Annotated in this window: 17 protein-coding genes; 5 read left to right on the forward strand and 12 right to left on the reverse strand. The window is 69.1% G+C overall.

The features are described 5' to 3' along the window. Positions 1-200 precede the first annotated feature (200 nt). Positions 201-1,274, forward strand: coding sequence for a Glu/Leu/Phe/Val dehydrogenase dimerization domain-containing protein (locus JWQ81_RS40130; protein WP_297550232.1), 1,074 nt, complete (start codon positions 201-203; stop codon positions 1,272-1,274). A gap of 77 nt (positions 1,275-1,351) precedes the next feature. Here the strand turns inward: JWQ81_RS40130 and JWQ81_RS40135 are convergent, their stop codons facing one another. Then, the gene (locus JWQ81_RS40135; RefSeq protein WP_297550234.1) at positions 1,352-1,540 is read right to left on the reverse strand and encodes a DUF5302 domain-containing protein; all 189 of its coding nucleotides are present in this window, start codon (positions 1,538-1,540) and stop codon (positions 1,352-1,354) included. Positions 1,541-1,621: 81 nt separating this feature from the next. Beyond that, positions 1,622-2,593 carry a helix-turn-helix domain-containing protein gene (locus tag JWQ81_RS40140; RefSeq protein WP_297550236.1) on the reverse strand — a complete coding sequence of 324 codons (972 nt, stop codon included), beginning with the start codon at positions 2,591-2,593 and terminating at the stop codon, positions 1,622-1,624. Between the two features lie 259 nt (positions 2,594-2,852). Between JWQ81_RS40140 and JWQ81_RS40145 the strand changes: the two genes are divergently transcribed. Further along, positions 2,853-2,996 carry a hypothetical protein gene (locus tag JWQ81_RS40145; RefSeq protein WP_297550238.1) on the forward strand — a complete coding sequence of 48 codons (144 nt, stop codon included), beginning with the start codon at positions 2,853-2,855 and terminating at the stop codon, positions 2,994-2,996. 44 nt (positions 2,997-3,040) lie between these two features. Here JWQ81_RS40145 and JWQ81_RS40150 read toward each other — a convergent pair whose 3' ends face one another. Together JWQ81_RS40150 and JWQ81_RS40155 are read right to left on the reverse strand one after the other, a co-directional pair. Next, complete coding sequence (locus JWQ81_RS40150) at positions 3,041-3,517, reverse strand: hypothetical protein (RefSeq protein ID WP_297550240.1); 477 nt, start codon at positions 3,515-3,517, stop codon at positions 3,041-3,043. A gap of 112 nt (positions 3,518-3,629) precedes the next feature. Next, positions 3,630-4,496, reverse strand: coding sequence for an alpha/beta hydrolase (locus JWQ81_RS40155; RefSeq protein WP_297550242.1), 867 nt, complete (start codon positions 4,494-4,496; stop codon positions 3,630-3,632). A gap of 259 nt (positions 4,497-4,755) precedes the next feature. Between JWQ81_RS40155 and JWQ81_RS40160 the strand changes: the two genes are divergently transcribed. Beyond that, positions 4,756-5,487, forward strand: coding sequence for a TetR/AcrR family transcriptional regulator (locus JWQ81_RS40160; RefSeq protein ID WP_297550244.1), 732 nt, complete (start codon positions 4,756-4,758; stop codon positions 5,485-5,487). Here JWQ81_RS40160 and JWQ81_RS40165 read toward each other — a convergent pair. From JWQ81_RS40165 to JWQ81_RS40175, 3 genes are read right to left on the reverse strand one after another with little or no spacing between them, the layout of a single operon-like run. Further along, on the reverse strand, positions 5,476-6,348 hold the full coding sequence (locus JWQ81_RS40165) for an alpha/beta hydrolase family protein (RefSeq protein WP_297550246.1): 873 nt from the start codon (positions 6,346-6,348) through the stop codon (positions 5,476-5,478). The two genes, JWQ81_RS40160 and JWQ81_RS40165, sit on opposite strands and share 12 nt — an antisense overlap. Further along, positions 6,345-12,827 carry a type I polyketide synthase gene (locus JWQ81_RS40170; RefSeq protein ID WP_297550248.1) on the reverse strand — a complete coding sequence of 2,161 codons (6,483 nt, stop codon included), beginning with the start codon at positions 12,825-12,827 and terminating at the stop codon, positions 6,345-6,347. The genes JWQ81_RS40165 and JWQ81_RS40170 overlap by 4 nt, the downstream gene beginning before the upstream one ends. Next, on the reverse strand, positions 12,824-14,614 hold the full coding sequence (locus JWQ81_RS40175) for a fatty acyl-AMP ligase (protein ID WP_297550250.1): 1,791 nt from the start codon (positions 14,612-14,614) through the stop codon (positions 12,824-12,826). Before JWQ81_RS40175 ends, JWQ81_RS40170 begins: the two co-directional genes overlap by 4 nt. Positions 14,615-15,055: 441 nt before the next feature. On the opposite strand from JWQ81_RS40175, the gene JWQ81_RS40180 reads away from it, so the two are divergent. Then, the gene (locus tag JWQ81_RS40180) at positions 15,056-16,471 is read left to right on the forward strand and encodes an MFS transporter (protein ID WP_297550252.1); all 1,416 of its coding nucleotides are present in this window, start codon (positions 15,056-15,058) and stop codon (positions 16,469-16,471) included. A 318-nt stretch (positions 16,472-16,789) separates the two neighbouring features. Here JWQ81_RS40180 and JWQ81_RS40185 read toward each other — a convergent pair whose 3' ends face one another. The 4 genes from JWQ81_RS40185 to JWQ81_RS40200 form a co-directional block, all read right to left on the reverse strand. Then, a complete protein-coding gene (locus JWQ81_RS40185) occupies positions 16,790-18,898 on the reverse strand; it encodes an MMPL family transporter (protein ID WP_297550306.1) in 2,109 nt (702 codons plus the stop codon). Between the two features lie 311 nt (positions 18,899-19,209). Then, entirely contained in the window at positions 19,210-19,860 is a 651-nt protein-coding gene (locus JWQ81_RS40190; protein WP_297550254.1) for a TetR/AcrR family transcriptional regulator, read from the reverse strand. A 23-nt stretch (positions 19,861-19,883) separates the two neighbouring features. Beyond that, positions 19,884-21,578 carry an NAD(P)/FAD-dependent oxidoreductase gene (locus JWQ81_RS40195; RefSeq protein ID WP_297550256.1) on the reverse strand — a complete coding sequence of 565 codons (1,695 nt, stop codon included), beginning with the start codon at positions 21,576-21,578 and terminating at the stop codon, positions 19,884-19,886. Next, complete coding sequence (locus JWQ81_RS40200) at positions 21,575-22,327, reverse strand: carbon-nitrogen hydrolase family protein (protein WP_366942378.1); 753 nt, start codon at positions 22,325-22,327, stop codon at positions 21,575-21,577. Before JWQ81_RS40200 ends, JWQ81_RS40195 begins: the two co-directional genes overlap by 4 nt. 290 nt (positions 22,328-22,617) lie before the next feature. Between JWQ81_RS40200 and JWQ81_RS40205 the strand changes: the two genes are divergently transcribed. After that, on the forward strand, positions 22,618-23,256 hold the full coding sequence (locus JWQ81_RS40205; RefSeq protein WP_297550259.1) for a phosphatase PAP2 family protein: 639 nt from the start codon (positions 22,618-22,620) through the stop codon (positions 23,254-23,256). On the opposite strand, the gene JWQ81_RS40210 is transcribed toward JWQ81_RS40205, so the two are convergent. Then, positions 23,207-24,520, reverse strand: a complete 1,314-nt coding sequence (locus JWQ81_RS40210) for a HAMP domain-containing sensor histidine kinase (protein ID WP_297550308.1) — start codon at positions 24,518-24,520, stop codon at positions 23,207-23,209. The genes JWQ81_RS40205 and JWQ81_RS40210 overlap by 50 nt on opposite strands. Positions 24,521-24,601: the final 81 nt, after the last annotated feature.

Raw genomic sequence — 24,601 nt, forward strand, 5'->3', positions numbered from 1 at the left:
TGGGACGCTGGTGTGTCGTCCGGGCGGGCCGTCGCAACGTTCACCCGATCCCAACTTTCGCCTCGTATGCCGGTGGCCTAGGTTGCGTAGTCTGAGCGTCTCGGCGGGGGACGATCTCTCCCGGCCGGGTCGTTCGACGAAACCCGAATCGCCGGGGCGCGCCACAAGTGCGGACCGGTCACGACAAAGGAGTCACCACCTTGACCGAAGGTGTATTCGGCCGCGAGAGCGCCCATGAGCAGGTCGTCTTCTGCCAGGACAGGGCCAGCGGCCTCAAGGCCATCATCGGCATCTACTCGACGGCGCTGGGTCCCGCTTTGGGCGGCACCCGCTTCTACCCCTACGAGTCCGAAGCCGCCGCACTCGACGACGTGCTAGCCCTGTCGAAGGGTATGGCCTACAAGAACGCCCTCGCCGGGCTCGACCTCGGCGGCGGCAAGGCCGTCATCATCGGCGACCCGGCGACGCTGAAGTCCGAGCCCCTGCTGCGCGCCTTCGGCCGGTTCGTCCAGTCGCTGTCCGGCCGCTACATCACCGCGTGCGACGTCGGCACCTTCGTCGAGGACATGGACGTCGTCGCCCGCGAATGCAGCTTCGTCACCGGTCGCTCGCCCGAGGACGGCGGCGCCGGAGACTCCTCCGTCCTTACCGCTTTCGGTGTTTTCCAAGGCATGCGCGCGTCCGCCGAGCACGTCTGGGGCAACCCGGAGCTCCACGGCCGCCGGGTCGGCGTCGCCGGGGTCGGCAAGGTCGGGCACATCCTCGTCGGTCACCTCGTCGAGTCCGGGGCGCAGGTCGTGATCAGCGACGTCTCCCCGAAGGCCATCGAGCGCACCCGCGCGCTTTACCCGGGTGTCGAGGTGGTCGCGGACGCGGCCACGCTCGTCCGCTCCGAGATAGACGTCTTCGCCCCCTGCGCGCTCGGTGGCGCGCTTGACGACGAGACTGTCGCCGTGCTCCAGGCAAAAGTCGTCTGCGGCGCCGCGAACAACCAGCTCGCGCACCTCGGGGTCGACAAGGCCCTGCAGGATCGCGGCATCCTGTTCGCGCCCGACTACCTCGTCAACGCCGGCGGCGTGATCCAGGTCAGCGACGAGCTGCACGGGTTCGACTTCGCCCGCGCCAAGCGCAAGACCACGGCCATCTTCGACACCACGAAGGCCGTGTACGCACTGGCCGAGGCCGATGGCGTGCCCCCGGCCACCGCCGCGGACCGCCTCGCCGAGCGGCGGATGTCCGACGTCGGCCGCTTGCGATCCATCCTCACGCCGTAACCGCACCTGAATCAGGGGACCCCCGGTACGAATGATTCGTACCGGGGGTCCCCTGATTCAGAACTGGACGGAAGCGGTCAGCCGCTCTTCCGGCGGAAGGTGCGCTTGTTGGCCGCGGGGCCGTGGGCGTGCTGGTTCTTCCCACCGGCGTTCTCGTTGGCCGAACCGGACCGGGCGCTGGCCTGTTTGCGCTCGAGCGCCTCGCGGAACTTGCGCTTGACGTCGTCCTCCTCGTCGCTCTCGGGCGACGGTATCGGGTCAGACATAACTACCTCCGAGGTTACGACGTGTATCTGGGACCAGCCTGTCAGTTGCGGGGACGGATAGCGAGTCCATTTCGGTGCGCGTCACGTGGGCTGTGTCGCTCTGTCTGGTGACGGGACGTGACTGAAGACGATCCTGTCCCGATCGAGCGCCTTCCCACAGTGCTCGCAGAGCAGGATCGGGCGCAACCGCTGCCCGCAGACGACGTGGTCGAGCATGATGTCCGGCTTCTGCCCTTCGACCTCGAACTCCCGCGCCCACTCGGCGATGAACGCGAGCGCGGGGAAGAACGCGCGGCCCTTGGGGGTGAGCCGGTAGGCGTGCGCGTCGGTGCGCGTGGTGGCTGTCGTGGTGCACAGGACGTCCACGTCGACGAGCCTCGTCAGCCTGTCCGACAGGACGCCGGGGCCGATGCCGAGCTCACGTTCGAACTCCGAAAAGTGGCGCGCGCCGAGCATCGCGCTGACCACCACCCCGGTCGCCCAGCGGTCGCCGAGCAGTTCCATCGTGTCCGGGAAGAACATCAGCGGGTCGGCGGAGAGGAAGTCGGCGTCCTTGCGGCGGAAGCGTTTGCTGGTTGTCGCCCCGGCGGCGCCCTTCGTGTCGAGGCGCCTGGACACGACATCGCGGGCGTTGACCGGCAGGACGCAGGTCGCGCAGCCGAGCGGGGCTTCGGTGTCCTGTCCGCAGTCGACGTGCCGCAGGGACGGCAGGACGTCACGGCGGCCCTGGACCCATTCGCGCTCCCACGCCCAGATCGAAATGAACAGCGGCCACAGTTCGAGCCCGCGTTCGGTGAGCCGGTACTCCTGGCGGGTGCGCCCGCTGTCGCGGTAGGGCGTCTTGTCCAGCATGCCCGCCGCGACCATGTCCCGGAGCCTGCCCGAGAGCGCGGTGGGGGAGATGCGCAGCCGCAGCCGGAGCTCTTCGTACCGCCGAAACCGCAGGAAGAGGCTCTGCAGGATCAACAGCGTCCATTGGTCACCGAGTAGTTCCAGCGCCCGGCGGAGCGGGTCGCCCGCCGGGTGGATGCGACGCGCAGTGGCTTCCGTCACTGGAATTTTCCCCCTTGTCGGTTCTACGCCCAGTGTACCCCTGACTACAGCTAAAGAAGCCTATTGACAGCTGGGTACAGAAATCATAGTCTCTTTCGCATGGCCCATGACCGGACTCGGCGAGCACCAGCTCGCTGAACAGGCGTTGCGGATCCGTTCCGTGGCGCCGTCCGTCCACAGTGCCCCTTCCCGGGGGACGGACACTGTGGATGGAGTGGAATCCTTGGCGGACAACGGTAGTACCGCCGAGGATCGGTCCATGGTGGACGCACAGGTAGCCGGCTTGGCGGTCGACGTCGACGCTGGTGCGGCCATCTTCTGGACGTCGGGGACCGAGGCCGAGCCGACAGCGGTACGGCGATGCCATGGGGAGTGGCTCGTGATGGCGGTGGGGACCGCCTGAACCGTTCGGCTCGGCCTCGGTGGCGTCCTGCTGCCGGTGTCCGGCTACCTGGTGGGCGCTACTGGCGTGCGCGTGGAGCCCGACCTGGCGCGCCAGGTCGGGGACGCCCCGGTGGATTGTGCCGGAACCGCCCTGACGCTCAACGTCTGCGGCTCGGTCACTCGCGCTGCGGCGTGAGCCCGAACGGCGTGCAGCGCCGCGGCGAATCCGCCGACGAGCAGGCCGGCCGCGGCGAACACCGCGGCGTCGCGGGCCGACTCGGCGTCGAACACGACCAGGCCGGTGCGGCCGATGACGAAGCCCGCGAGCAGACCCCAAGCCACGACCGCGGTGCCGAGCGCGGCCCGCAGCGACGACGTCGCGGCCACCCAGGCGATGACCAGTGACAACGCGACCACGGCGTAGACGTGATGCCCGGCGGCGCCGGCGGCTACCGAAACCACCGTCGCCGCGACTGCGCCGACGAACCCGAGCGGGTAGCCGAACCCCTCACCGGGCTTCGGCGGGCTGAAACTGGTCATGGAACCAGTCCACCGCCGACCCCTGCTCCCGACGTCGCTCCGGACACTTTCCGTACGCCCGCACTGTGCTTCTTGACACTTTCTTGACGCCCCGCACGGTGACGGGAAGGCCTCAGCGGCGGGTGTTGCGGACGATGGCGTCGACGACGGTGGGCCAGGTGCCGCGCGGCAGATCGTGGCCCATGCCCGCCACGAGGACCAGCTCGGCACCGGGGATCGCTTCCGCGGTCGCCTTGCCGCCGCTCGGGTCGACCAGTGGATCGGCGTCGCCGTGGATGACCACGGTCGGGATCGCGAGCTTCCGCAGCGCCGGGGTGCGGTCGGCCGCGGTGACGATCGCGGCGGTTTGCCGCGCGCTTCCGGCCGGGTGATACGCGCGGTCGTACGACGCCGTGGCCTTCGCCCGCAGCTCGTCGTCGGTGGCCGGGAACCCGGGCGATCCGATCGTGCGCGTCCCCGCCATCGTCTGCTCGATCGCCTTCTCCCGCGAGCCGGCAGGCGGACGCAACAGCCCGGCCAGCGCCTCGGGCGTGGCCTGCCCGACCGCGCGGTCTCCCGTGGTCGACATGATCGAGCACAGGCTCAGGACACGCTCGGCGTGCTCGATCGCCACGACCTGCGCGATCATCCCGCCCATCGAGGCGCCGACGATGTGGGCCCGGTCGATGCCGAGCGCGTCGAGCAGGCCGACGACGTCCGCGGCCATGTCGCCCAGCCCGTAGGAGACCGATGACAGGTCACCGCCGAGGATCGCCTGCAGGTCGGGCGGGGGCAGCTCGTCCAAATACGTCGAAAGCCCGATGTCGCGGTTGTCGAACCGGATGACGCGGAAGCCCTCTTCCGCGATTGAAGCGCAAAAACTCCTGTCCCAGTTGATCAGCTGGGCACCGAGGCCCATCACCAGGACGATGGCGGGGTGGCCGGGGTCGCCGAAGGTTTCGTATTCCAGCTCGAGGCCGTTGGACTTCGCGGTAGGCATGCCACCGATCCTCTCACGCCGCGATTCGGTGGCTCTTCGGTCGCTTCCGTGGGTCGTTGCCCCGCGCAAGTCGCCGTCGAGTTGCGGTACTGAGCGTCCGCAACGATCGCAACTCGACGGCGAGTTGCGGAGGAAGCGGTCCACTCGACCGACCAAGGTCGCGACATAAGAGCCGTAATTTTGTGCCAGTCAGCGGAAAATCTGGTTTCAAGATCGGCGTACTTGCCCTCAGTGATGGTTCGGCCACTACTGTGCTCGCATGCCTTTCACTTCAGCCGGTTCACCGAGCAGATCTCGCTCGCGGACCGCGGCGGGGTTGCCCGCGGTCACCGCCGAGCGGTTGACCTGCGCGGCGATGCAGCTCACCATCGCGCATGGTCTGGACAACTGGACCGTGCGTCAGCTCGCCGCCGCTGTCGACGCCTATCCGGCCGTGGTCTACCACCACGTCGGAGACCGGGAAGCCGTGGTGAAGGCGGTGGTCGAGCAGGTGGTCGCGAAGGTGCCGTTGCACGACGCCGATCTTCCCTGGCGCGAGTGGTTTTCCCGCATGCTCACCGATATGCGCGGCCTGTTCCGGCACTATCCGGGGTCTGCGCGGCGAGTCCAGTCGTTCGGGCTGTCGATCGAGTCCTCGGTGAAGTTCATCGACCGCGGTGTCCAGATCCTGCAGGGCGCGGGCTTCGGCGCCGAGAGTCCGCTCGTCTACAACGTGCTGACTTCCACGGCGTGCCAGTTCATCACGATGGAAGACGACCACGACGCCGATCAGAACGCCCGGGTCGAGTCGGCGGCGAAATTCGGGCGCTACCAGGAACGTGCCGATCTTCCCGGAGCTTCGGCGATGGCCTCGGAAGCCTCCGAAAACAGCGAGGACGCCGAGCAGGTTCGTCGCTATTACGGCGAAATGTACGACTATGCCGTCAGTCGTTGTCTCGACGGACTGGCCGCCCGGCTCACGGTAATAAAAGCTAATTCGTCAGTCGGTTAAAGATTCCACGGCGAAGGGCCAGAATTCGTCGAGCGAAGCGCTCAGCGCCTTCCAGAAGTGGGTTCCGGTGGTGAATCGGGTCGTGACGTCGACGCCGGCGAGGGTGAGCCGCTCGGCGAAGTCCTCGTTCATCACGCGGGCGTAGCGCTCCAGCAGGCCCATCCCGGCGACGAACTGCTCGCCGGGGACACGGTGGCCGTCACCCGCCGCGAGGTACACCTTCATTCCCGCGAACGCCTCGGGGCGCAGGACGGGGTCGTTCTCGGCCCAGACGTCGGCCGCGGCGCGTCGCGGGCCCCAGATCCGGCCGGGCCGCATGCCTTCGCGCACGGCCAGCACGCCCAGCAGCGGTCCCATGCCACGCCTGGTGAGGTGCACGAGCCCGCTCAGCGACCCGGCCGCGCGGAACATCCCCGGATGCCGCATCGCGTACCGCATCGCGCCGTAGCCGCCCATGGAAATCCCGGCGACCGTCCGGACGTCCGACGCCCCGTAGGAGTTTTCCAGCAGGGAAAGGAGTTCCACGAGGTGGAAGGTCTCCCAGCCGGGCACGGTCCCGAGCCGGTCGGTGACCTTCCAGTCGGTGTAGAACCCCATCCGGCCGCCCTCGGGAATGACGACGAGCACGTTCGCCGTCGCGGCGAGCCGGGCGATCTCGGTGTTGCGCGTCCAGCAGTGGTGATCGTCAGAGGACCCGTGCAGCAGGTACAGCACCGGATAGCGGTTCGCACCGCCCGGCTCCCAACCCGGCGGGGTGAGCAGGGTCGCGGCGACTTCCCGGCCCACGGCCGGTGAGTACATCCGCAGCTCGTGCCGGCCTGCTTCGGTGACCTGGTCGTCGAGCACCTCCAGCGCGCTCACCCGGCCCTCCACACACCGGCGAGCAGTCGCGCGCCGGCGAGGACGGTCCCGAGGTGCCGGCCGATCGTGTCGACGTTGGGTGGGTCGAGCAGCGAGAGGTGGTGTCCGGGAACGACGACGACGTCGAGGTCGGCGCACACCTGGTCCCAGCCTCGGGCCGGGTCCGTCCGGTCGAACCGGTGATCCCGTAGTCCGCCGGGGATCGACTCCGCGGCGCTGTAGAACGTCACCGGCCCTGGGTAGGCCTCTGGGCAGTACCGCTCAAGCGAGCGAGTGTCGAGGAAGGACGTCCGCTGGTGGTGCAGGATCGCCTGGCTGACGTCGTTGTTGATCAACCCGCTGTCGCGCATGGTGTCGACAAGCAGTTGCACCTGCTCCTCGTCGTCCAGCCGGGCCATCTTCTCGAACGGCAGCTCGAGCCGGGCGCCATAGCTGGCCTCGAGGAACTCACCGAACCGCTCGAACCGCTTGGCGAGCAGCTCGACGTCGCTCAGGCCGCTGTCGTTCGGCAACGGGATGATCGAGTCGATCAACGCGACGAGCTCGACTTCCTCACCGGCGTTGCGCAGCTGCTGAGCCATCTCGTAGGCGAGGAACCCGCCGAACGACCACCCGGCGAGCCGGTACGGCCCGTGCGGCTGCACTTCGCGGAGAACCGGCAGGTACTCGCGCACCCTGTCCTCGACCGAAGAAACGCCTTCGATCCGATCGAACCCGTAAACGCCCACGCCCGGGTCAAGCAGCTGCGCCAGCTGCCGGTAGACGGCCGTGTCGCCCCCGCCGGGATGGAAGAAGAACAGCGGCGGCACGGTTCCGCGCTCTCGGAGCACGCGCAGCGGTGAGCCGCCGTGCTCCTCCTCCCGGAGGTGCTCGGCCATGCGCTCGATCGACGGGTGCTCGAACAGCTCCGAGATGGTGAGCTCGCGCCCGCTGCGTTCGGCCAGCAGAGCGGTGACCTGCTCGGCCTTCTCGCGGCTGCCGCCGACGCCGTAGAAGTCCTGGGTGACACCGATGTCGACGCCCAGCACGTCCCGCCAGGCGCTGGCGACCAGCCGCTCGGCGGCGTCACGCGGACCGATCGGCGGGGCGGGACGTCGTTGCCGCACAGGCGCTTCCGCGGACGCCAGGCCCAGTTCGCCGAACAGCCAGTGCTCGGTGTCGGCGACGCTGCCGCCGCGCAACATCAGCGAGACCGGCAGCGCCAGCCCGAAATCGTGCTGCACGGCGTTGCGGATGCGGACGGCCAGCAGCGAGTCCACGCCGAGCGCGCTCAGCGGGGACACCGTGTCGAGTTCGCCCGGATCGAAGCCGAGAACCGACGCGATCCGGCCGAGCAGCTGCGTGGAAACCACCGCGCGGGCTTCGGCGGGTGACAGGGCGATCGCGTTGTCCAGTCCCATCCATTGTCCCGACGTTCTCGCCGTAGTGGCATATCCGCCGAGGACCGTCTCGAAGAACGGGACTTCGGTCAGGTGCGGGAAGGTGGCAGCCAGCGCGGACGCGCGGAGCCGGATCGCCCCGGTGTGGGACGCGGTACCCCGCAGGACGGCCGACAGCACAGCCATTCCTTCCGCCGGGCCGATCGTGGTGAGCCAGGGGATGTCGAGCTCGGACGCCGCGCCGATCTCGGCCCAGGCACCCCAAGCGACCGAAGCGGCCGGCAGACCCTGTGCGCGCCGCATCGAGACGATCGCATCGACGTAGGCGTTGGCGGAGGAGTACGCCGGTTGCCCGGGGAAGCCGTGCAATCCGGCGACCGAGGAGAAGCCCGCCCACCAATCGAGTTCGAGGTCTTGGGTGGCCTCATGCAGCCGCCACGCGCCGTACGCCTTGGGCAACCAGGTTCGGTGCAGCGTGTCCGCGTCGAGCTGGATGGTCGTGCGGTCGTCGAACACGGCGGCCGCGTGCAACACGCCGCGAGGGGTGAACGATTCGGAGCCGGCGGCCTCCATCAACCGTTCCGCCACGCCGGGTTCGGCGATGTCACCGAGGACCACTTGCACTTCGGTGCCCGCCGCGGTCATCGCGTCGATCGCCGCCAGCGCGGCGGCCTTCGGCGCGGACCGCCCGTTGAGGACGAGCTTCCCGGCGCCGTCCGCCGCTAGCCAGCGCGCGATGTGCAGGCCGAGCCCGCCCAGGCCGCCGGTGATGACGTAACCGCCGTCAGCGCGAGTGAGTGGTGTGGTGAATGTGTCCGCAGCCGGGGAGGCAGTCCACTCCAGCCGCGACGCGTGGCGCTCGCCGTCGCGCCAGGCCACCTCATCGTCGGCCGCTGTCGCGAGTTCTCGCACGAGCCGCAGCGCGGACTCCTCCCGGTCCGACGCCGCCTCCAGGTCGACGATCGTGGCGCCCAGATCGGGATGTTCATACGCGAGTACGCGTACCAGGCCGCGCAGTGCGGCGAAGGCGGGGGAGACACCGGTGGTCGCACCGGTCGTTACCAGTAGGAGCCGCGCTGCCCCCGAAGGACGTTCGATGAGTTCCCGGGTGATCTCGCTGATCGTCAGCACCGCGCGTTCGGCTTCGGCGAGCGCTTCGAGCCCGCGGCCCTCCTCCGGCAGAAGGAGCACAACTGAGCGCAGTGCCGGATCTCCCAGTGCGGCGCGGTCAGTGAGTGCGTCGATGCCGCGAGCGGTCAGCGCCGAGGCCATGGACGCACTTTCGTGGCCCAGCAGGAGAACTCGGCCCTCGGCGGGCTGCGCGGCTGGAGCCGGAACGGGCCGCCAGACCGGCTGCTGCAGCCGGTCGGTCAGCGGCGGGGCGAGCTCTTCCGGGCTGAACTCCCTCAGCACGACGTCGGTGGCTTCCAGCAGCACCCGGCCGCGGCCGTCGGTGACGTGTAGCTCCCCGATGAGGCGTCCGGTCTGTTCTGCCACCGAAACGTGCGCCAGCTCGGCTGCGGCGAGATCGCCGTAGACCCGGATAGTGCCGAATTCGCGAGGCAGGTGGACGGGCGCGTTGTTCCGTCCGGGACGGAACAACGCGACAGCGAACAATTGCAGGCAGGATTCGACGAGCGACGGGTGCAGAACCACCTGTGCGGCACGCGGGACCGTCTCGGGCAACGAAACCTGAGCCGTCGCGCGGACGCCGTCAGCGCTCGCTCGTGGCGCGTTCATGCCGCGCAGGGCGGGCCCGTAACCCAGGCCTGACGCGTTCAGCCAGCCGTAGACGTCGTCCAGTGGCACTGACGAGAACCCTGAAGTGTCCACTTCGGATAGGTACGTGTCCGAAATGGACGCCGTGGACACCGACACCTCGGCCGAAGCGTGCAACCGCCAGCCTTCGCTGTCCTTGGCGTGCACGGTGACTTCTGCGTGGCCGGGCTTTGTCGGGGTCAACGACGTCGTGACCGGCGTGCTCTTCCCCAGTGCCAGCGGCCGGTGAATCGTCACCGAGCCCACGGTGATCCGCTCGGCGGGGGCATCGAAGACCTCACGCGCGGCAGCGGCAGCGAGTTCCAGACAGACCGCGCCGGGCAGCGCCGGGACGGTGTCCCAGCTGTGCTCGGAAAGCCAGGGCACCGCGGTCGAGCCGAGGTCCGCCGACCAGACATGCTGAAGGCCGCCGGGGATCTCGATATGCGTCCCCAGCAACGGGTGTCGGCCCGAAGGCACCGCGGACGCGGCGGGTTTGGGCAGCCAGTGGCGGACGTGCCGCCACGGCGTGCCGGGCAGGTCGGTGACCGAGCCTTCGACACGCGCCGGAGGAGTTTCCGAGGCCAGCTCCAGCATTCCGAGCTGGCTGTGGAAGTGGGCCGTCTCGTCGGCGCAGTTGCGCAGGCTGGACAGCACCCGGGTGCCGATGCTGCCCACGGCTTCGATGTTGTCGGTCAGGGCGTGGCGGAGCACCGGGTGCGGCGAGATCTCGAGGAACGTGCGGTACCCGTCGGCCAGTGCGGCCGCGACGGCTCCGGCGAACCGCACGGGCTGCCGGAGGTTGCGGGCCCAGTACCCGGCGCCGAAGCCCGGCGCCTCACGCGGATCGACCAATGCGGTGCTGTAGAAGCGGATGTCCGCGGTGCCGGGGCGCAGGTCCGTCAAGGCGTCGGCCAGCGTGCCGGTGACGCTGTCGACGATCGGCGAGTGCGCCGCGACGTCGAGGTTGATCAGCTTGGCCAGCAGCCCGCGGCCTTCGACCTCGGCCACCAGCTCCCGGACCTGAGCGCCCCGTCCGGCGATGACGGTCTGGTTCGGCGCCGACAGCACGGCGACGTCCACATCGGACAGTCCATCGACGAGCTTGCCCGCTTCGTCCGCGGCGAGTTCCAGCAGTGCCATCGCGCCGTCCCCGGCCAGTGAGGCCAGCAGGCGCGAGCGCAGCGAGACGATCTTCGCGCCGTCGGCCTCGCTGAGGGCACCGGTCACGACCGCCGCCGTAACCTCGCCGAACGAATGCCCGATCACCGCGGCCGGGCGGACGCCGTGGGACGCCCACAGCTCGGCCAGCGCGAGTTGGATGCCGAACACGAGCGGCTGGACATGGTCCATGGTGGACGCTTCGACGCCGTCACGAAGGTCTTCAAGCAGTGAGAAGCCGCTTTCCGCGCGGATCAGCGGATCGAGCCGCCCGACCGCGTCGGCGAATACGGGCTCGTCGGCCAGCAGCCGTCGACCCATGCCCGCCCATTGCGAACCGTGCCCGGAAAACACGAACACGATGTCGCCGGCCGGGGCTCCGGCTGGGACGACCCCAGCCTCGCCACCCGCGGCGAGATCGCGCAGGCCCGAGGCCAACTCGACAGCGTCACGGGCCACGACAACCGCGCGTGTGCTGCCGTCGAGCCGCCGGGCGAGGGTGTGGTCGAGGTCGGCGAGCGGCACGTGCGTGCCGTCTTTCGCCAGCCAGCCTGCCAGTTTCCCGGCGGTGTCCGCGAGCCGCGACTTGTCCGGCGCGGCGAGCAGGAACCGGCGGTGTCCGGTGGAGGGCGGCGTCACCGCTGTCGTCTCCGCCTGTTCGAGGACGACGTGCGCGTTGGTCCCGCCGAAGCCGAACCCGGAGACTCCGGCGATGGCAGGCCGTCCGTGTGACGGCCAGGTGCGCGCGGAGTCCACAACGGACAGTCGCAGCTCGTCGAAGTCGATGTGCGGGTTGGCGCCGGTGTAGTTCAGGCTCGCCGGGATCCGCCCGTGGTCGAGTGCCAGTACGACTTTGATCAGGCCGACGATCCCGGCCGCGGCTTCGAGGTGGCCGAGGTTGCTCTTGACCGAGCCGAGCAGCAGCGGATTCTCCGGCACCCGACCGGCTCCCAGCACGGCGCCGAGCGCGCTGGCCTCGATCGGGTCGCCGAGCAGTGTGCCGGTGCCGTGCGCCTCGACGTAGTCGACTGTGGACGGATCGACGCCGGCGTTGCGGTACGCGGTGCGCAGCAATGCTTGCTGGGCTTCGGGGTTGGGGGCGGTGAGGCCGTTGGACCGGCCGTCGGAGTTGGTCGCCGAGCCGCGGATGAGCGCGAGCACGCGGTCGCCGTCGGCCTGGGCCTGTGAGAGCCGCTTGAGCACGACGACTCCGGCCCCTTCGGCACGCACGATGCCGTCGGCGCCGGCGGAGAACGGCTTGCACTTGCCGTCGGCCGAGCTGATGCCCATCTCGTCGAAGTTCGCCGTGACCGCGGGCCCCAGCAGCAGGTTCGCGCCGCCCACGAGGGCCAGGTCGCTCTCGCCGGAGCGCAGGCTCTGCACGGCGAGGTGGACCGCGGTCAACGAGGACGAGCACGCGGTGTCGATCGCCATGCTCGGTCCGCGCAGGTCGAGCGCGTACGACAGCCTGTTGGCCGCGATGGCCAGCGCGGCGCCGGTGCCGACCCAGGCGTCGACGCCTTCGAGGTCGCCCAGCGACAGCGAGCCGTACTCGGTGCCGCTGATGCCGACGAACACACCGGTCCGGCTGCCGCGCAGGGTCCGCGGCGCGATGCCCGCGTGCTCCAGGGCTTCCCAGGCGACCTCGAGCACCATGCGCTGCTGCGGGTCCATCCTGGCCGCCTCGCGCGGCACGATGCCGAAGAACTCCGCGTCGAAGCCGGCGACGTCGTCGAGGAACCCGCCCCAGCGCGTGGTGGTGCCGGTGTCGCCGTAGTCCGCCCAGCGGTCCGCGGCGACCTCGGAGATCGCCTCGCCGCCCTGGTCGAGCAGCCGCCAGAAACCGGCCGGGCCATGGGTGCCGCCGGGTAGGCGGCAGCCGAGCCCGACCACGGCGATCGGGTCTGCCGCGGGCGCCGGTTCCGGCGCGGATTCGACCTCGTCGTCGCCGGCCGTCAGTGCCTTGGCCAGCCGTTCGATGGTCGGGTGCTCCCACAGCAGCGTCGTCGACAGCGACCGGTCCAGCAGGTCTTCCAGCTCACCGGACAGTTCGACGGCGTCACGGGAGGAGAAGCCGTACTCGTCCAGCGGTTTGTGCCGGTCGATCTCGTCCGGCTCCACCTCGCAGGCCTCGGCCACCTGGCCGACGAGCCACGATTCGAGTTCTGCGACGGTGATCATGGGCGTTCGCTCGATTCTGCGGCTAGGTAGCGGTCCCTGGTGGCGGCGCGGGCGATCTTGCCGCTCGAGGTGCGCAGCACGCCGCCCGTGGGGACCAGCTGGAATCCGCGCAGCTTGACGTCGTGGGCGGCGGAAATCGCGCGCCGGACGGCCTTCGCCACCTCGGCGTGGTCCGGTTCCCCGGCCTTGCGGTCGTACTCGGCGACGATCGCGGCACCCTCCACCCCGTCGGCGGAGGTCACGGCGAACGCGGCGACCCGGTCGCGCTTGATCGTCGGGTGGGCGTCCTGCGCGGTGGTCTCCAGGTCCTGCGGGTAGTGGTTTTTCCCGTCGATGATGATCAGGTCCTTGATCCGGCCGGTGATGTAGAGCTGCCCCTCGTGGATCAGCCCGAGGTCGCCGGTGCGCAGCCAGGTCTTGCCCGGCTCGCCGTCGATCACGCCGCCGAACGTCTCCCGCGAGCGCTCCGGGGATTCCCAGTAACCGTCAGCGACATTCGGACCGTGGATCCAGATTTCACCGACTACGTTGTCAGCTCGCGCGACCGAGGTGGCCGGGTCGACAATGCGTACCAGCTGCCCGACTGGTCTGCCGGCGGAAACGAGTTCGAGCACGCTGTTCGACGACGTGTCGGCACCCGCCGGGAAAACGATTCCCCGATCCTCGGTGAGGCTCGCGCGATCAAAAGAGGTGATGGTCGGACCTTCTTCGCCGGTGTTCGTGACGAATACGGTCGCTTCGGCCAGTCCATAGGACGGCCGGTGCGCCGAAGGGGCGAACCCGTGCTTACCGAAAGCGTCCTGAAATGCGGAAATGGTGCTCGGCCGGACCGGCTCGCTGCCGTTGATGGCGGCGCGGACCCCGGACAGGTCGAGGGTGGCCCGGTCGGCCTCCTTAACCTTCTTCACAGCGTATTCAAAGGCGAAGTTCGGGGCCGCGGTGAAGGCGGGGGAGAAATCGGACATCTGCCGCAACCAGCGCATCGGCTTCATGATGAAGTTGAACGGGGTCATGAATACCGAGCGGGCGCCGGAGAACACCGGAATGCAGAGGAGCTGGACCAAGCCCATATCGTGGAAAAAGGGAATCCAGCCGACGCAGGCCCATTCTTCGTCGACGCCGAACGCCTGGCCGGCCTGCCAGCAGTTCGCGGACACGGCGCGGTGCGTGATGACGGCTCCGGCCGGGGTCCGGGTGGAGCCGGAGGTGTACTGAAGATACGCGGGGGCGTCGAGGTCGATGACGGCGGGGGGTGGGGTGCCGGTACCCGGCGTGTCCACTGTGCTCGTGTCATCGAGCGTGTCGACGGCGATGATCTGCTTCGGCATCGGGACCGCGCTGGTCTCGGCGAGCTCGCGTACAGCGGCCAAAGCCCCTTGGGAGGTAAGCCAAACCTCGGGCGCGCAGTCCGCGAGCGCGCCGACGAGCCGCGAGCCGTGCTGGCTCACTTCGGGGGCGAACAACGGCACCGCGACGGTGCCGGCGTGCAGCGCGGCGAGGAAGCCGACGACGTAGGTGAGGTCCTGCGGAGCCAGGATCGCGACCCGGCTGCCTGGTGCGGTGATCCTGGTCAGCTCGGCCGCCGTGGCACGCACCTTGACGGCGAGTTCGGCCCAGGTCAGCGTCTGTTCGGCGCCGTCCCGGTCGGCCGAATAATCGCGGTAGGTGAATGCCGGTTCGGCGGCGGCGGAGGACTCTGCCCGGTCGAACAAATAGCTGGTCAACGGACGTAGAGAGGGGACCAGGCCGTCCGTCGGCTCGGGGGACCGGCGCTCAGCCAAAGACATGTGCACTCTCCCACATGTAGAAAGTACTTTTCGGGTTACGTTCAGGTTACTTACGCGGTGCAGCAGTGATTTCGGAACTTCCCACAGTACGTCCCGGCGGTTTTCGCAATTCGCCCGGATCCATTGTTGGGCAGCACCGGGGGCACTACTGGGACAGCGTTCACCGAGTGTGCAACGTCGTTGAGGAGGTCATCGCCGCGGGGGATCGGCGGTGACCGGACAATCACGCTTTCGGCTGATGAGTGAGCATGACCGTAGCGATCACGGCCACTACGCGCAAGCTGGCCCGAAAATCTATCCCCATTCGGGTGACAACCCTTCCTAGGGTCCGGCTACTCATAGTCACAAAGTGGCCGTGATCTGACCGTGATTGGTAACCACCGGGTGATTCCGGCGGGGGTGCCTCCAGGTCACTGACCACCCCAAGTCATGCTTATCGGGATGGAACGCGCAGAGCTTATGATCGGCGGCGCCGGGCCGGAAGTGGCCTCGCGCACACCGCGGCCGTGGACCACTTTGGTCGCGGCCGTGCTCGGCGGTGCGATGGTCGGCCTCGACGGAACCGCGGTCACGATCGCCGCCCCGTACATCTCGGCGTCGGTCGGCGCCACGCTCGGCCAGCTCGAGCTGATCGCCAACGCCTACCTCGTCGCGCTCGCGATCGGGCTGCTGCCCGCGGGCAGGCTCGCCGACCGCATCGGCCGCCGCCGGACGTTCGTCATCGGCGTACTCGGCTTCGGGCTGGCTTCGCTCGGCATCGTGCTGTCCAGCGGCGTGTGGCCGCTCGTGGCGTTCCGGGTCTTGCAGGGCCTGGCCGGCGCGCTGTTGCAGCCCGCCGCGCTCGCGTTGCTGCGTAAGGCGTTCCCCGCGGACAAGCTCGGTCTGCCGCTGGGCATCTGGGGCGGCGCGAACGCGCTGGCGATCGGACTCGGCCCGATCATCGCGGGCAGCTTCGTGCAGGGCTTCGGCTGGCAGGCGGTCTTCGCCCTCAACGTTCCGATCGCGCTGGTCACCGTCGCGCTGACGTTCTTCGCCGTCGCCGAGTCCAAGGGCCCGGCCAAGGCCGTCCGCGGCACCGTGCGGCGGCTGCTGGCCGATCGCGCCATCTGGGTCGGCTCGCTGATGGTCGCGGCCAGCTCGTTCGGCGTGTTCACGTTGCTGTTCCTGCTCACGCTGTACCTGCAGAACGCCCACGGCCTCTCGCCGATCACCGCCGGTGCCTGGATGCTGGCGCCGACCTGTGTCGTCGTGTTGGCGGCGCCGATCGGCGGCCTGCTCGCGCAGCGGTTCGGGCCGCGCTGGCCGGTGTTCGCCGGTCTGGTGCTGGTCGCGGCCGGGCTGACCGGGTTCACGCTGCTCGACATCGGCTCGACGTTCACCGATCTGCTCGGCCCCGGCGCGCTTGTCGGCTTCGGCACCGGGCTCTGCGTCATCGCCGCGACCGAGGCGATGATGGGCGCGACCCCCGATTCCTCGACCGGCATGGTCTCCGCGCTCCAGCAGGTCGCCAGTCAGGCGGGCGGGGTGCTCGGGGTGGTCGCGGTCGGCGTGGTCATGTCGTGGCGCGTGACGGCGACCCTGCCGCTGCACCTCGCGCAGGCCCAGCTGCCGCCCTCGGCTGCCGATCTGGTGTCGCGCGGACACGACGAGATCGCCCAGGGCTCGCTGCCCGCCGGCCTCGACGCCGCCACGGTCGGCCAGCGACTCGCCACGGCCGTCAGGGGCGTCGGACACCTCAGCTTCCTCGACGGCATGGGCGCGACTCTCCTGGTCGCCGCCGGCGTCAGCCTCCTCGGCGCCCTCGGCGCACTCCTGCTCCCCAAGCCCGCTCAGGCACTGCCTCCCGACTCAGCGTAACAGTCCGGTGGTCCGGTTACGTCCGGCGAAGGACCCCTCGGGGCCACCCCCGTGGCGTTCAACGCCATTGCCTGGAACCTAAGGGGGTCGGGGTGGTCGGTTCTGTCCAAAGCAGCAAGGACCGGGGCGAATGGGTGCTGGTAGCGGAACTGAGGGCCAGTCACGCCGTGCTGGTGATGGCGATGTGACTGCTGGGACTCCCGAAGGCACTCTCGGTAGGGCAGAGAGGTCGTCAAGGCCTAGTTGAGTACGCCTTACGCCATGAAGGTGGCCTTCACGACACGTCACAACGCCACAACCCAGAGGTGAGCGGCTTCGCTAGCGGCGAGCGGGGCGGCGGGAGCTGTGGACGGGGAGGGGCGCCCGGCCGAGTTTGCCCGGCCACCAGATGACCCGCCCGGCGTCCACGGCGAGGGCCGGGACCAGCAGCGACCGCACGATCAGCGTGTCCAGCAGGACGCCGAAGGCGACCAGGAACGCCACCTCCGCCAGGAACAGCACCGGGATCACCGACAACGCCGCGAACGTCGACGCGAGCACGACACCGGCTGACGTGATCACGCCGCCGGTGACCGTCAGTGCCCCCAGCGTGCCCTCGGCGGTGCCCAGCTTCGCCGCCTCTTCGCGGGCTCTCGTCATCAGGAAGATGTTGTAGTCGATCCCCAGCGCCACGAGGAACACGAAGGCGTACAACGGGATCGCCGGGTCGGCACCGGGGAAGTGGAAGAGGTGGTTGAACACCAGCGCGCCGACGCCGAGGGTGGCGCCGAACGACAGCACGACGGTGCCGATCAGCAGCAGCGGAGCCACCAGCGCCCGCAACAGCAGGGCCAGGACCGCGAAGATCACGATCAGCACGACCGGGATGATGGTGTTCCGGTCGTGCGTGGCGGCGGCGAGCATGTCTTCCTGCTGCGCGCTCTGGCCGCCGACCTTGGCCTGGGCCCCGGGGATCGCGTGCAGGAACGTCCGCAGCTTCCCGACCAGGGCGACAGCCTCAGGCGAGTCCGCGGCGACCCTCAGGGTGGCGCTGATCTCCACCTGGCCGTCGACGACCTTCGGCCCGGCCGCGGGGTTGGTCGGATCGGCAGGGGTGGCGAGGATGTCGACGATCTCGGGGTTGTTCTTGATCGCGCTGACGACCTGGCCCGCGGTCGCGGCGGTGGAGGTGATGACCACCGGGCTGCCGGTGCCGCCGGGGAAGTGCGCGCTCAGCACCTCCTGCCCGGCGACGGCCTCGACCTTGTCGAGGAACACGGCCTGCTGTGAGGTCCCGTTGGCCTTGAGCGTCGGCACGAACAGGACGCCGATCAGCAGCACCAGCGAGGTCAGGGCCCACGTCACCCGCGGCCGTTTGCGGACGAGCTTCGCGATGTAGTCGAAGGGACCGAACGTGGTCCGGCGATGTTTGCGCGGCACGGGGTCCGCCGGCCAGAACGCGGCGCGGCCGAGCAGCATCAACACGGCAGGCAGGAACGTCAACGAGGACAGCAGCGCCCCGGCGATGCCGATCGCCGCGACCGGGCCGAGGCTGCGGTTGGACGTCAGCTCACTGGCCAGCATGCACAGCATGCCGAGGATGACCGTGCCGCCCGACGCCCCGATCGGCTCGAGCGAGGACTTCCACGCGATCCGCATCGCCTCGGCCGCATCGGCGGTTCTCAGCAGCTCCTCGCGGTATCGGGCGACGAGGAGCAGCGCGTAGTCCGTCGCGGCGCCGAAGACGAGGATCAGCAGGATGCCCTGCGACTGGCCGTTCAACGTCAGCGTTCCGGCCTTCGCGAACCAGTAGATGACCGCGGACGAGACGGCCAGCGCGAGCCCCGCCGAGATCAGCACGAACAGCGGGAGCAGCGGACTTCGGTAGACGATGATCAGGATCACCGCGACGATCGCGGCGGTGATCAGCAGCAACGCGCCGTCGATGCCGCCGAACACGTCCGCGAAGTCGGCGTTGTAGCCGCCGGGCCCGGTCGTCAGCGCGGTCAGCCCAGGCGGCAGCCCCGCCTTCGACATCTCGCGGATCTGTTTGACCGCGGTGCCGGCCTTGTACGGGTCCTTGCCGGACACCGGCAGCAGCACCTGTTCGGCCTTGCCGTCCTGCGACGGGATCGGCGGGGAGAGCTGGCCGTCGAGCTCGGGGGCCTTCGCCAGCTCAGCGGCCTTGGCCTTGATGATGTCCGTGTCCGCCGGGGTCAGGCCGCTCTTGCGCTCGAACACCACGACGGTGACCAGTAGCCGGCTCTGGGCGAACCGCTCCTGCAGCTTCTGCACGGCTGTCGACTCGGCGCTCGCCGGAAGGAACGAGCCGGGGTCGTTGCTCTGGATCTCGCTGAGCTTGCCCAGGAACGGGCCGCCGGTGGCGCCGAGGATGAGCCAAACCACGACGAGCAGGATCGGGAGCAGCCAGCGCTTCCCTCGTCCCATGAGGGCGGGTTTGTCGGGTCCGTCCGCCGGTGGCTCGGCGTCCGGAAGCGTCAGCGTCCCCGTGAAGGTGCCGCGCTCCTGGGCCACTATCGGCTCTCCGACTCGCTCGATGGGTTCACGATCGGGGCGACACTCTCACACCCGCGAATCGGCGCCCCCGCCGCCGGTGGACGCAACTTTACCGCCCGGCCTGGCGGATCACCGCTGGCCTGCCACGGTCCCATGGAGCCGGCGCGGGCAGACGTCCGGGGCGTCGTCACCGAGTCCGCCCGAGACGATACCGTCCCCTCGTTCACTCGATCGATGGAAAATCAGGCTGAGGGTTCGGCCGGGTCCGCCGTCTTCTCCGCCTGGACTTCCGAGAAGACCTCGCCGACCAGGGTCACCAGCGACTTGCTCAGCAGCAGGTGGACTTGGCGCCGGGTCAGCGACTTGCGGACCAGCCACTCGCGGCTGGCTGCCTTCACCATTCCGCCGAACGCCCTGACCAGTGCGTTCAACTCGTTGCCGTGCTCGCTCTCCCGGGAGAGCCCCACCGCTTCCAGCACCCTGTCCGCGGACTCCTTGTCGGCCTCTTCGACGATCTGCTCGACCTCGAGGTCGCGGCCGATGCCTTCGGGTGCGATGGCCGCGAGCCACATCTTCTCCTGGCTGGTCACCATGTCGAGGAACCAGTCGATCGCCGCGTCCGCGCGGAGTGCCAGCGGGCCCTCGGGCAGGATCTGCACCGCCAGCCGCGGAACCGTCAGCGCGCGGCGGATGACGGCGAGATAGAGCTCCCGTTTCGTGCCGAAGTAGTGGTTGATCAGCCCGCGGGCCACTCCCGCCGCCGCCGCGATGTCCGAAGTGGACACTTCGGAGTACGGGCGGTCACTGAACAGTTCGACCGCGCGGCCGAAGATCTGTTCCTTTCGCTCGTCCGGCTCCAGTCGTCGCCATCTGGGTGCGGGGTCCGGGTTCATTCCCCCATTTTCGCACGCAACGACTAGTCAGGCAGGCAGATCGGCGCAATCTCGTCGAAAACATCGCCGGGACCCGGATTGCCGGGATCGGTGTTGCCGCCGAACTGCCGCACCACACCCCAGACGGCGTTGAGCGCGGTCTGGACGGCGCCTTCGGCCCAGCCCGCTGTCCAGGACACGTCGTCGCCGGCCAGGAACAGGCCGCGGTAACGGGGTTCGAGCCGGTCCTGCATGAAATGGGTGAACAGCCTGCGCTGGTAGCGGTAGTGCCCGGGCAGGTTCGCCTTGAACGCGCCCATGAAGTTCGGCTCGGCCTCCCACGACACCGTGACCGGATCCCCGATGATATGCCGCCGGACATCCACGGTCGGGTATATCTCATGCAGCGATTGCAGCATCACCTCTACGCGTTCGGACACCGACAGCGGCAGCCATTTCAGCGAATCGTCGGCCCAGGTGTAGGAAAGGCAGATCACCGCGGGGGAATCCGGGTCTTCACCGAGCAGATAGGTGCCGCGGGTCATCCGGTCGGTGAGCGTCATGCTCATCGTGTCGCGCCCGGTCGCCGGGTCGGCGTCGAGCCAAAAAGGCCGGTCCACCGGGACGAACACCTTCGACGACTCCATGTAGTGGGTGCGCTCGATGGCCGTCCAGACGTCGATCGGGAACAGTGACTCGTCGCATTTGATCTTCGAGAGCAGCATCCAGCTCTGCGCGGTGAATACGGCCGCGGGATAGGTGCGGATACCGCCGTGGGTGTCGGTGACCGTGATGTTGTTGGGCGCGGTGCGATGCAGCCTGGCGACGCCGGGTCGTGGCTTGCCTCCGCTGTGCAGCGACTTCAGGCTCGTGCCGGCCGGCCAGTGTGCGAGGTCCGCGGGTTCGCGGTCCCAGAGGCGTTGCGGAAGTTGCTGGCTGCCACCGACGATGCTGCGGTGCTCGTCATCGGCACCGGTATAGACCACTCGCAGGATTTCCAGGATCGAGTTCGGAAAGTCGGTGTCCCAGCCGCCGGTGCCGAACCCGACCTGGCCGAAGATCTCCCGGTCGCGGAACGAGGAGAACGCGGGGGAGGCACACAGGTAGCCGTAGAACGTCTGGTCGTCGAGGCGGACGACCAACTCGTCCCAGATGCGCTTGACGGTCTTCGCGTCCCGGTCGCGGATCGCTGTCTGCATCTCGGTGAACGCCGCGCCGTCGTCGAGGGTGCGCTGCCACGCGTCGGCGACCGCGGTGAAGATCTTCGGCAGATCCTCGGAAGTGTTCGCGTAGTGGCTCTGTCCCTTGAGGTCCACGACCGTGCTCGGCGTTCCCGGCGCGAGCGGGTTCGGGAAGGGAGTGGTCGCCAGGCCGACCTTGTCGATGTAGTGGAACAGCGCGGTGGACGAAGGCGGGAAGCGCATCGCGCCCATTTCGGCGACCACCTCGGGCGGGCAGCCGTCGAAGGACACCGTCCGCAGCCGTCCGCCGATTTCGTCGGCCTCGTAGACCACCGGGCGCAGCCCCAGCTTCATCAGCTCGTATGCGGTGACGATGCCGGACAGCCCGCCACCGATCACGGCGACTTCGCTCCCGTAGCGCGCGGCCGGGATCGTGCCGAGTCCGGCCGGGTGCGCGAGGTGGTCGTCGTAGGCGAACGGGAAGTCCGGGCCGAACATCGTGAGCGGGCGCCCGGGCCGTTCCTCGATGTGGATCGCGGTCGGGACGGCGGAGGTCATCGGTTCGTTCCTTCGGTTTCGCGGTAGAGCTCGGGTCGTCGGTCGGTCAGGTGCGTGTTTTCGGCGCGTGACGCCCGAAATGTCGCTCTGTCGACTTCGGCGGTGATCAACGTCGTGTCGCGCTCCGCGCGGGCAAGTACCGCACCGGTCGGGGCGACGACGCAGCTGCGGCCGCAGTAGGTCAGTTCGTGTTCGACGTCGCGCCGGTTGGCGTAGACGACGTAAAGCTGGTTTTCGTAGGCGCGCGCGGGCACCACGGCGTCCGCGACGATCTCGTATGGGCTCATCAGCGCGGTCGGCACCAGGAGTAGTTCGGTGCCGGCGAGCGCGTGGGCCCGCACCAGCTCGGGGAATTCGACGTCGTAGCAGATCATCATCCCGACGCGGAAGCCGTTCAGGTCGGCCTGGACGACGGCTTGCGCGCCGGGGGTGAACCGGTCGCGGTCGACGTCACCGAACAGGTGCGTCTTGCGGTAGCCGGCCAGCCGGGCGCCGGTCGCGTCGACGAGCTGCACACTGTTGTACAGGTTCCCGTCGGCGGATTCGGGGTAGCCGTAAGTGATCGCGAGACCGGCTTCGACGGCCAGCTCGGCGAGCCGGGCGGACGTCGGGCCGTCGGCGGGTTCGGCCAGCCGACGCGTCTCGGTCTCGCCGATGTGGTACCCGGTGGTGACCATTTCCGGGCACACCAACAGATGTGCGCCGGCCGCGGCGGCATCGAGCGCGGCGGCGCGCAACGCGGGGAAGATCGCGGCACCGTTTTGCGGGCCCTGCCAGACGGAGGTGATCACCAACTAACGATATCTCCGTATTTCGTGCCAGAAAACACACAATCGTTGTCTTTTTGCGCTGCGCATGGATGGTGTGTTGCGTGAGTGAGGTGCTGGGCGGCGAATCGTTCCACAGCGGCCTGGGGCTCGTGAGTGTTCCGGCCGGTTCTAACCGGCCTGGCCACTCACGAGTACGCTGAGCGAAGGTAAATTCCAGCTTAACCAGGGGTGTACCCGGGGCTTTCCTGCCTGCGCCTAGCGTCGACGCGGTGCAGAGTTCAGCGACCGACATGATCGACTCCGGGTGGTACCGGGACGTGACGGAGTTCGCCTCCGCCACGAAATGGCTCAACGGAACGGTGGTCGCCTTCACCACGTACGGCGTGTTCGTGCTGGTGCTGGTGATCCTCGCGATGGGGTGGTGGGCCCGTCGGCGGGGTGTCGAGGCGATGGCCGGAGTGCTCTGGGTGCCGATCGCGATGGGGGTCGCCTACTTGCTCAATTCGGTGATCAAGAGCCTGGTCGCCGAGCCTCGCCCGTGCCGGGTGGTTCCCGGCGTGCACACCGTACTGCCGTGCGACGGACCCACGGACTACTCGTTCCCGAGCAACCACACCGTGATCGTGGCCGCCTTCGCCGCCGCGGTGTTGCTCCTGAACCGCCGCTGGGGCCTGTTTGCCCTGGTGTTCGCGCTGGTCATGGCGCTGACGCGGGTCTACGTCGGCGCGCACTACCCACACGACGTGCTGGCTGGGTTCGTCATCGGCTTGGCCGTCGGGGCTTGTGGAGTGTTCACCCGCAAGCCACTGGAACACGCGCTCGAACGCGTGCTTCCGCAACGACTCCGGTCGGGATCGGCTAACCCCCCAAGCCGGTCCCGACCGGGCCTTCCGTCGGCTCGTCGATAGGCAGGAACAGGGTGAACGTCGGCGGCGACGGCGTGCTCAAGCGAAGCCGCCCGCCTTCCGCCTCGGCGAGGCTGCGGGCGAGGGTGAGCCCGATGCCGTGGCCGTTCCCGGACGCCCTGTCGCTGGCGAAGACGTCGAGGTCGCCGTCTAGACCTGGGCCTTCGTCTGACACGTCGACGGCGAAGGCGTCCCCGGCGTCTCGGACGGACACGCGGACGGTGCCTTGTCCGTGGGTGACGGCGTTGTCCAGCAGGACGCCGAGGATCTGCCGCACGGCAGCGGCCGCCGCGCGAGGTGGTGGCACGTCGCCGGCGCTGATCCGCAGTTCCCGGCCGCGGTTCGCCAGCAGCCCGTTCCAGCCCTGACGCAGCTCGTCGAGTAGCGCGTCGACGTCGACCAGCGCTTTGGGCGTCCGGCTTCGCCTGGCTAGTGCGAGCAGGTCATCGATCGTGCGTTCCAGGCGGTCCGCCGACGCGATCCCCGAGGCGATGGCCTCCGAGGGGTCCTGTCCTGGCGAGTCGAGCGCGGCTTCGAGCTGCAGACGCAGGCCGGTCAATGGCGTCCGCAGCTGATGCGACGCATCCGCGGAGAACGCCCGCTCCCGGTCGAGGGTCTCGCCGATCCGCTGCGCGGTGGCGGCGAGTGTCGCGGCGACCTGGTCGATCTCGGCGATCCCGGTGCGGTGCGCGCGGACGGTGAAGTCCCCGTCGCCGAGCCGTTCGGCCGCGGTCGACAGTTCCTCGAGCGGACGGGCGAGGCGCGCCGCGAGCCGGCGCGCGACCAGCCAGGTCGCGCCGACGGCCAGGGCCGCGAGCCCGATCATGCCGAGCCCGGTCAGCGCGGTTCGGCGGTAGACCTCGGTACGCGGGGTCGAAGCCCGGATGACGCCGGCCAGGGTGGCGCCGTTGATGATCGGGACGGCCACCACGATGTTGCTGCCGACGTCGCCGCTGCTCAGATCGGTGTTCCGGGCATCGGTCACCACCTGGTCGGCCGTCGGCGGGCCCGTCCCCGACCTGAGCTGGCCGCCCGGTGAGTACAGCGCGACGGTGATGTTGTGCGGGGAAGGCGGCAGAGCGGGCGAGACGACACCGGCGGAGAGGTCGTCGGACACCGCGAGCGCGGAGGAGTCGGCGGCACGTTCCAGCTCGGCGCGCTCGTCGTCGGCGTAGTACTTGGCGGCGACGACGGCGAAGGGCAGTCCGAACAGCCCGATGGCGAGCATGGCAGCCACCACGGTGAGGGTCACGATCCGGCGGCGCACCCCGGTGAGTCTGCCCGATCCCCGGTAAACCGCGCGTCCAAGCGGCACTCTTCCACCTTTGTGCCCTGGTTGAGCTCTCAA

It is taken from the genome of Amycolatopsis sp. (assembly GCF_025464955.1).
Classification (GTDB): Bacteria; Actinomycetota; Actinomycetes; order Mycobacteriales; family Pseudonocardiaceae; genus Amycolatopsis.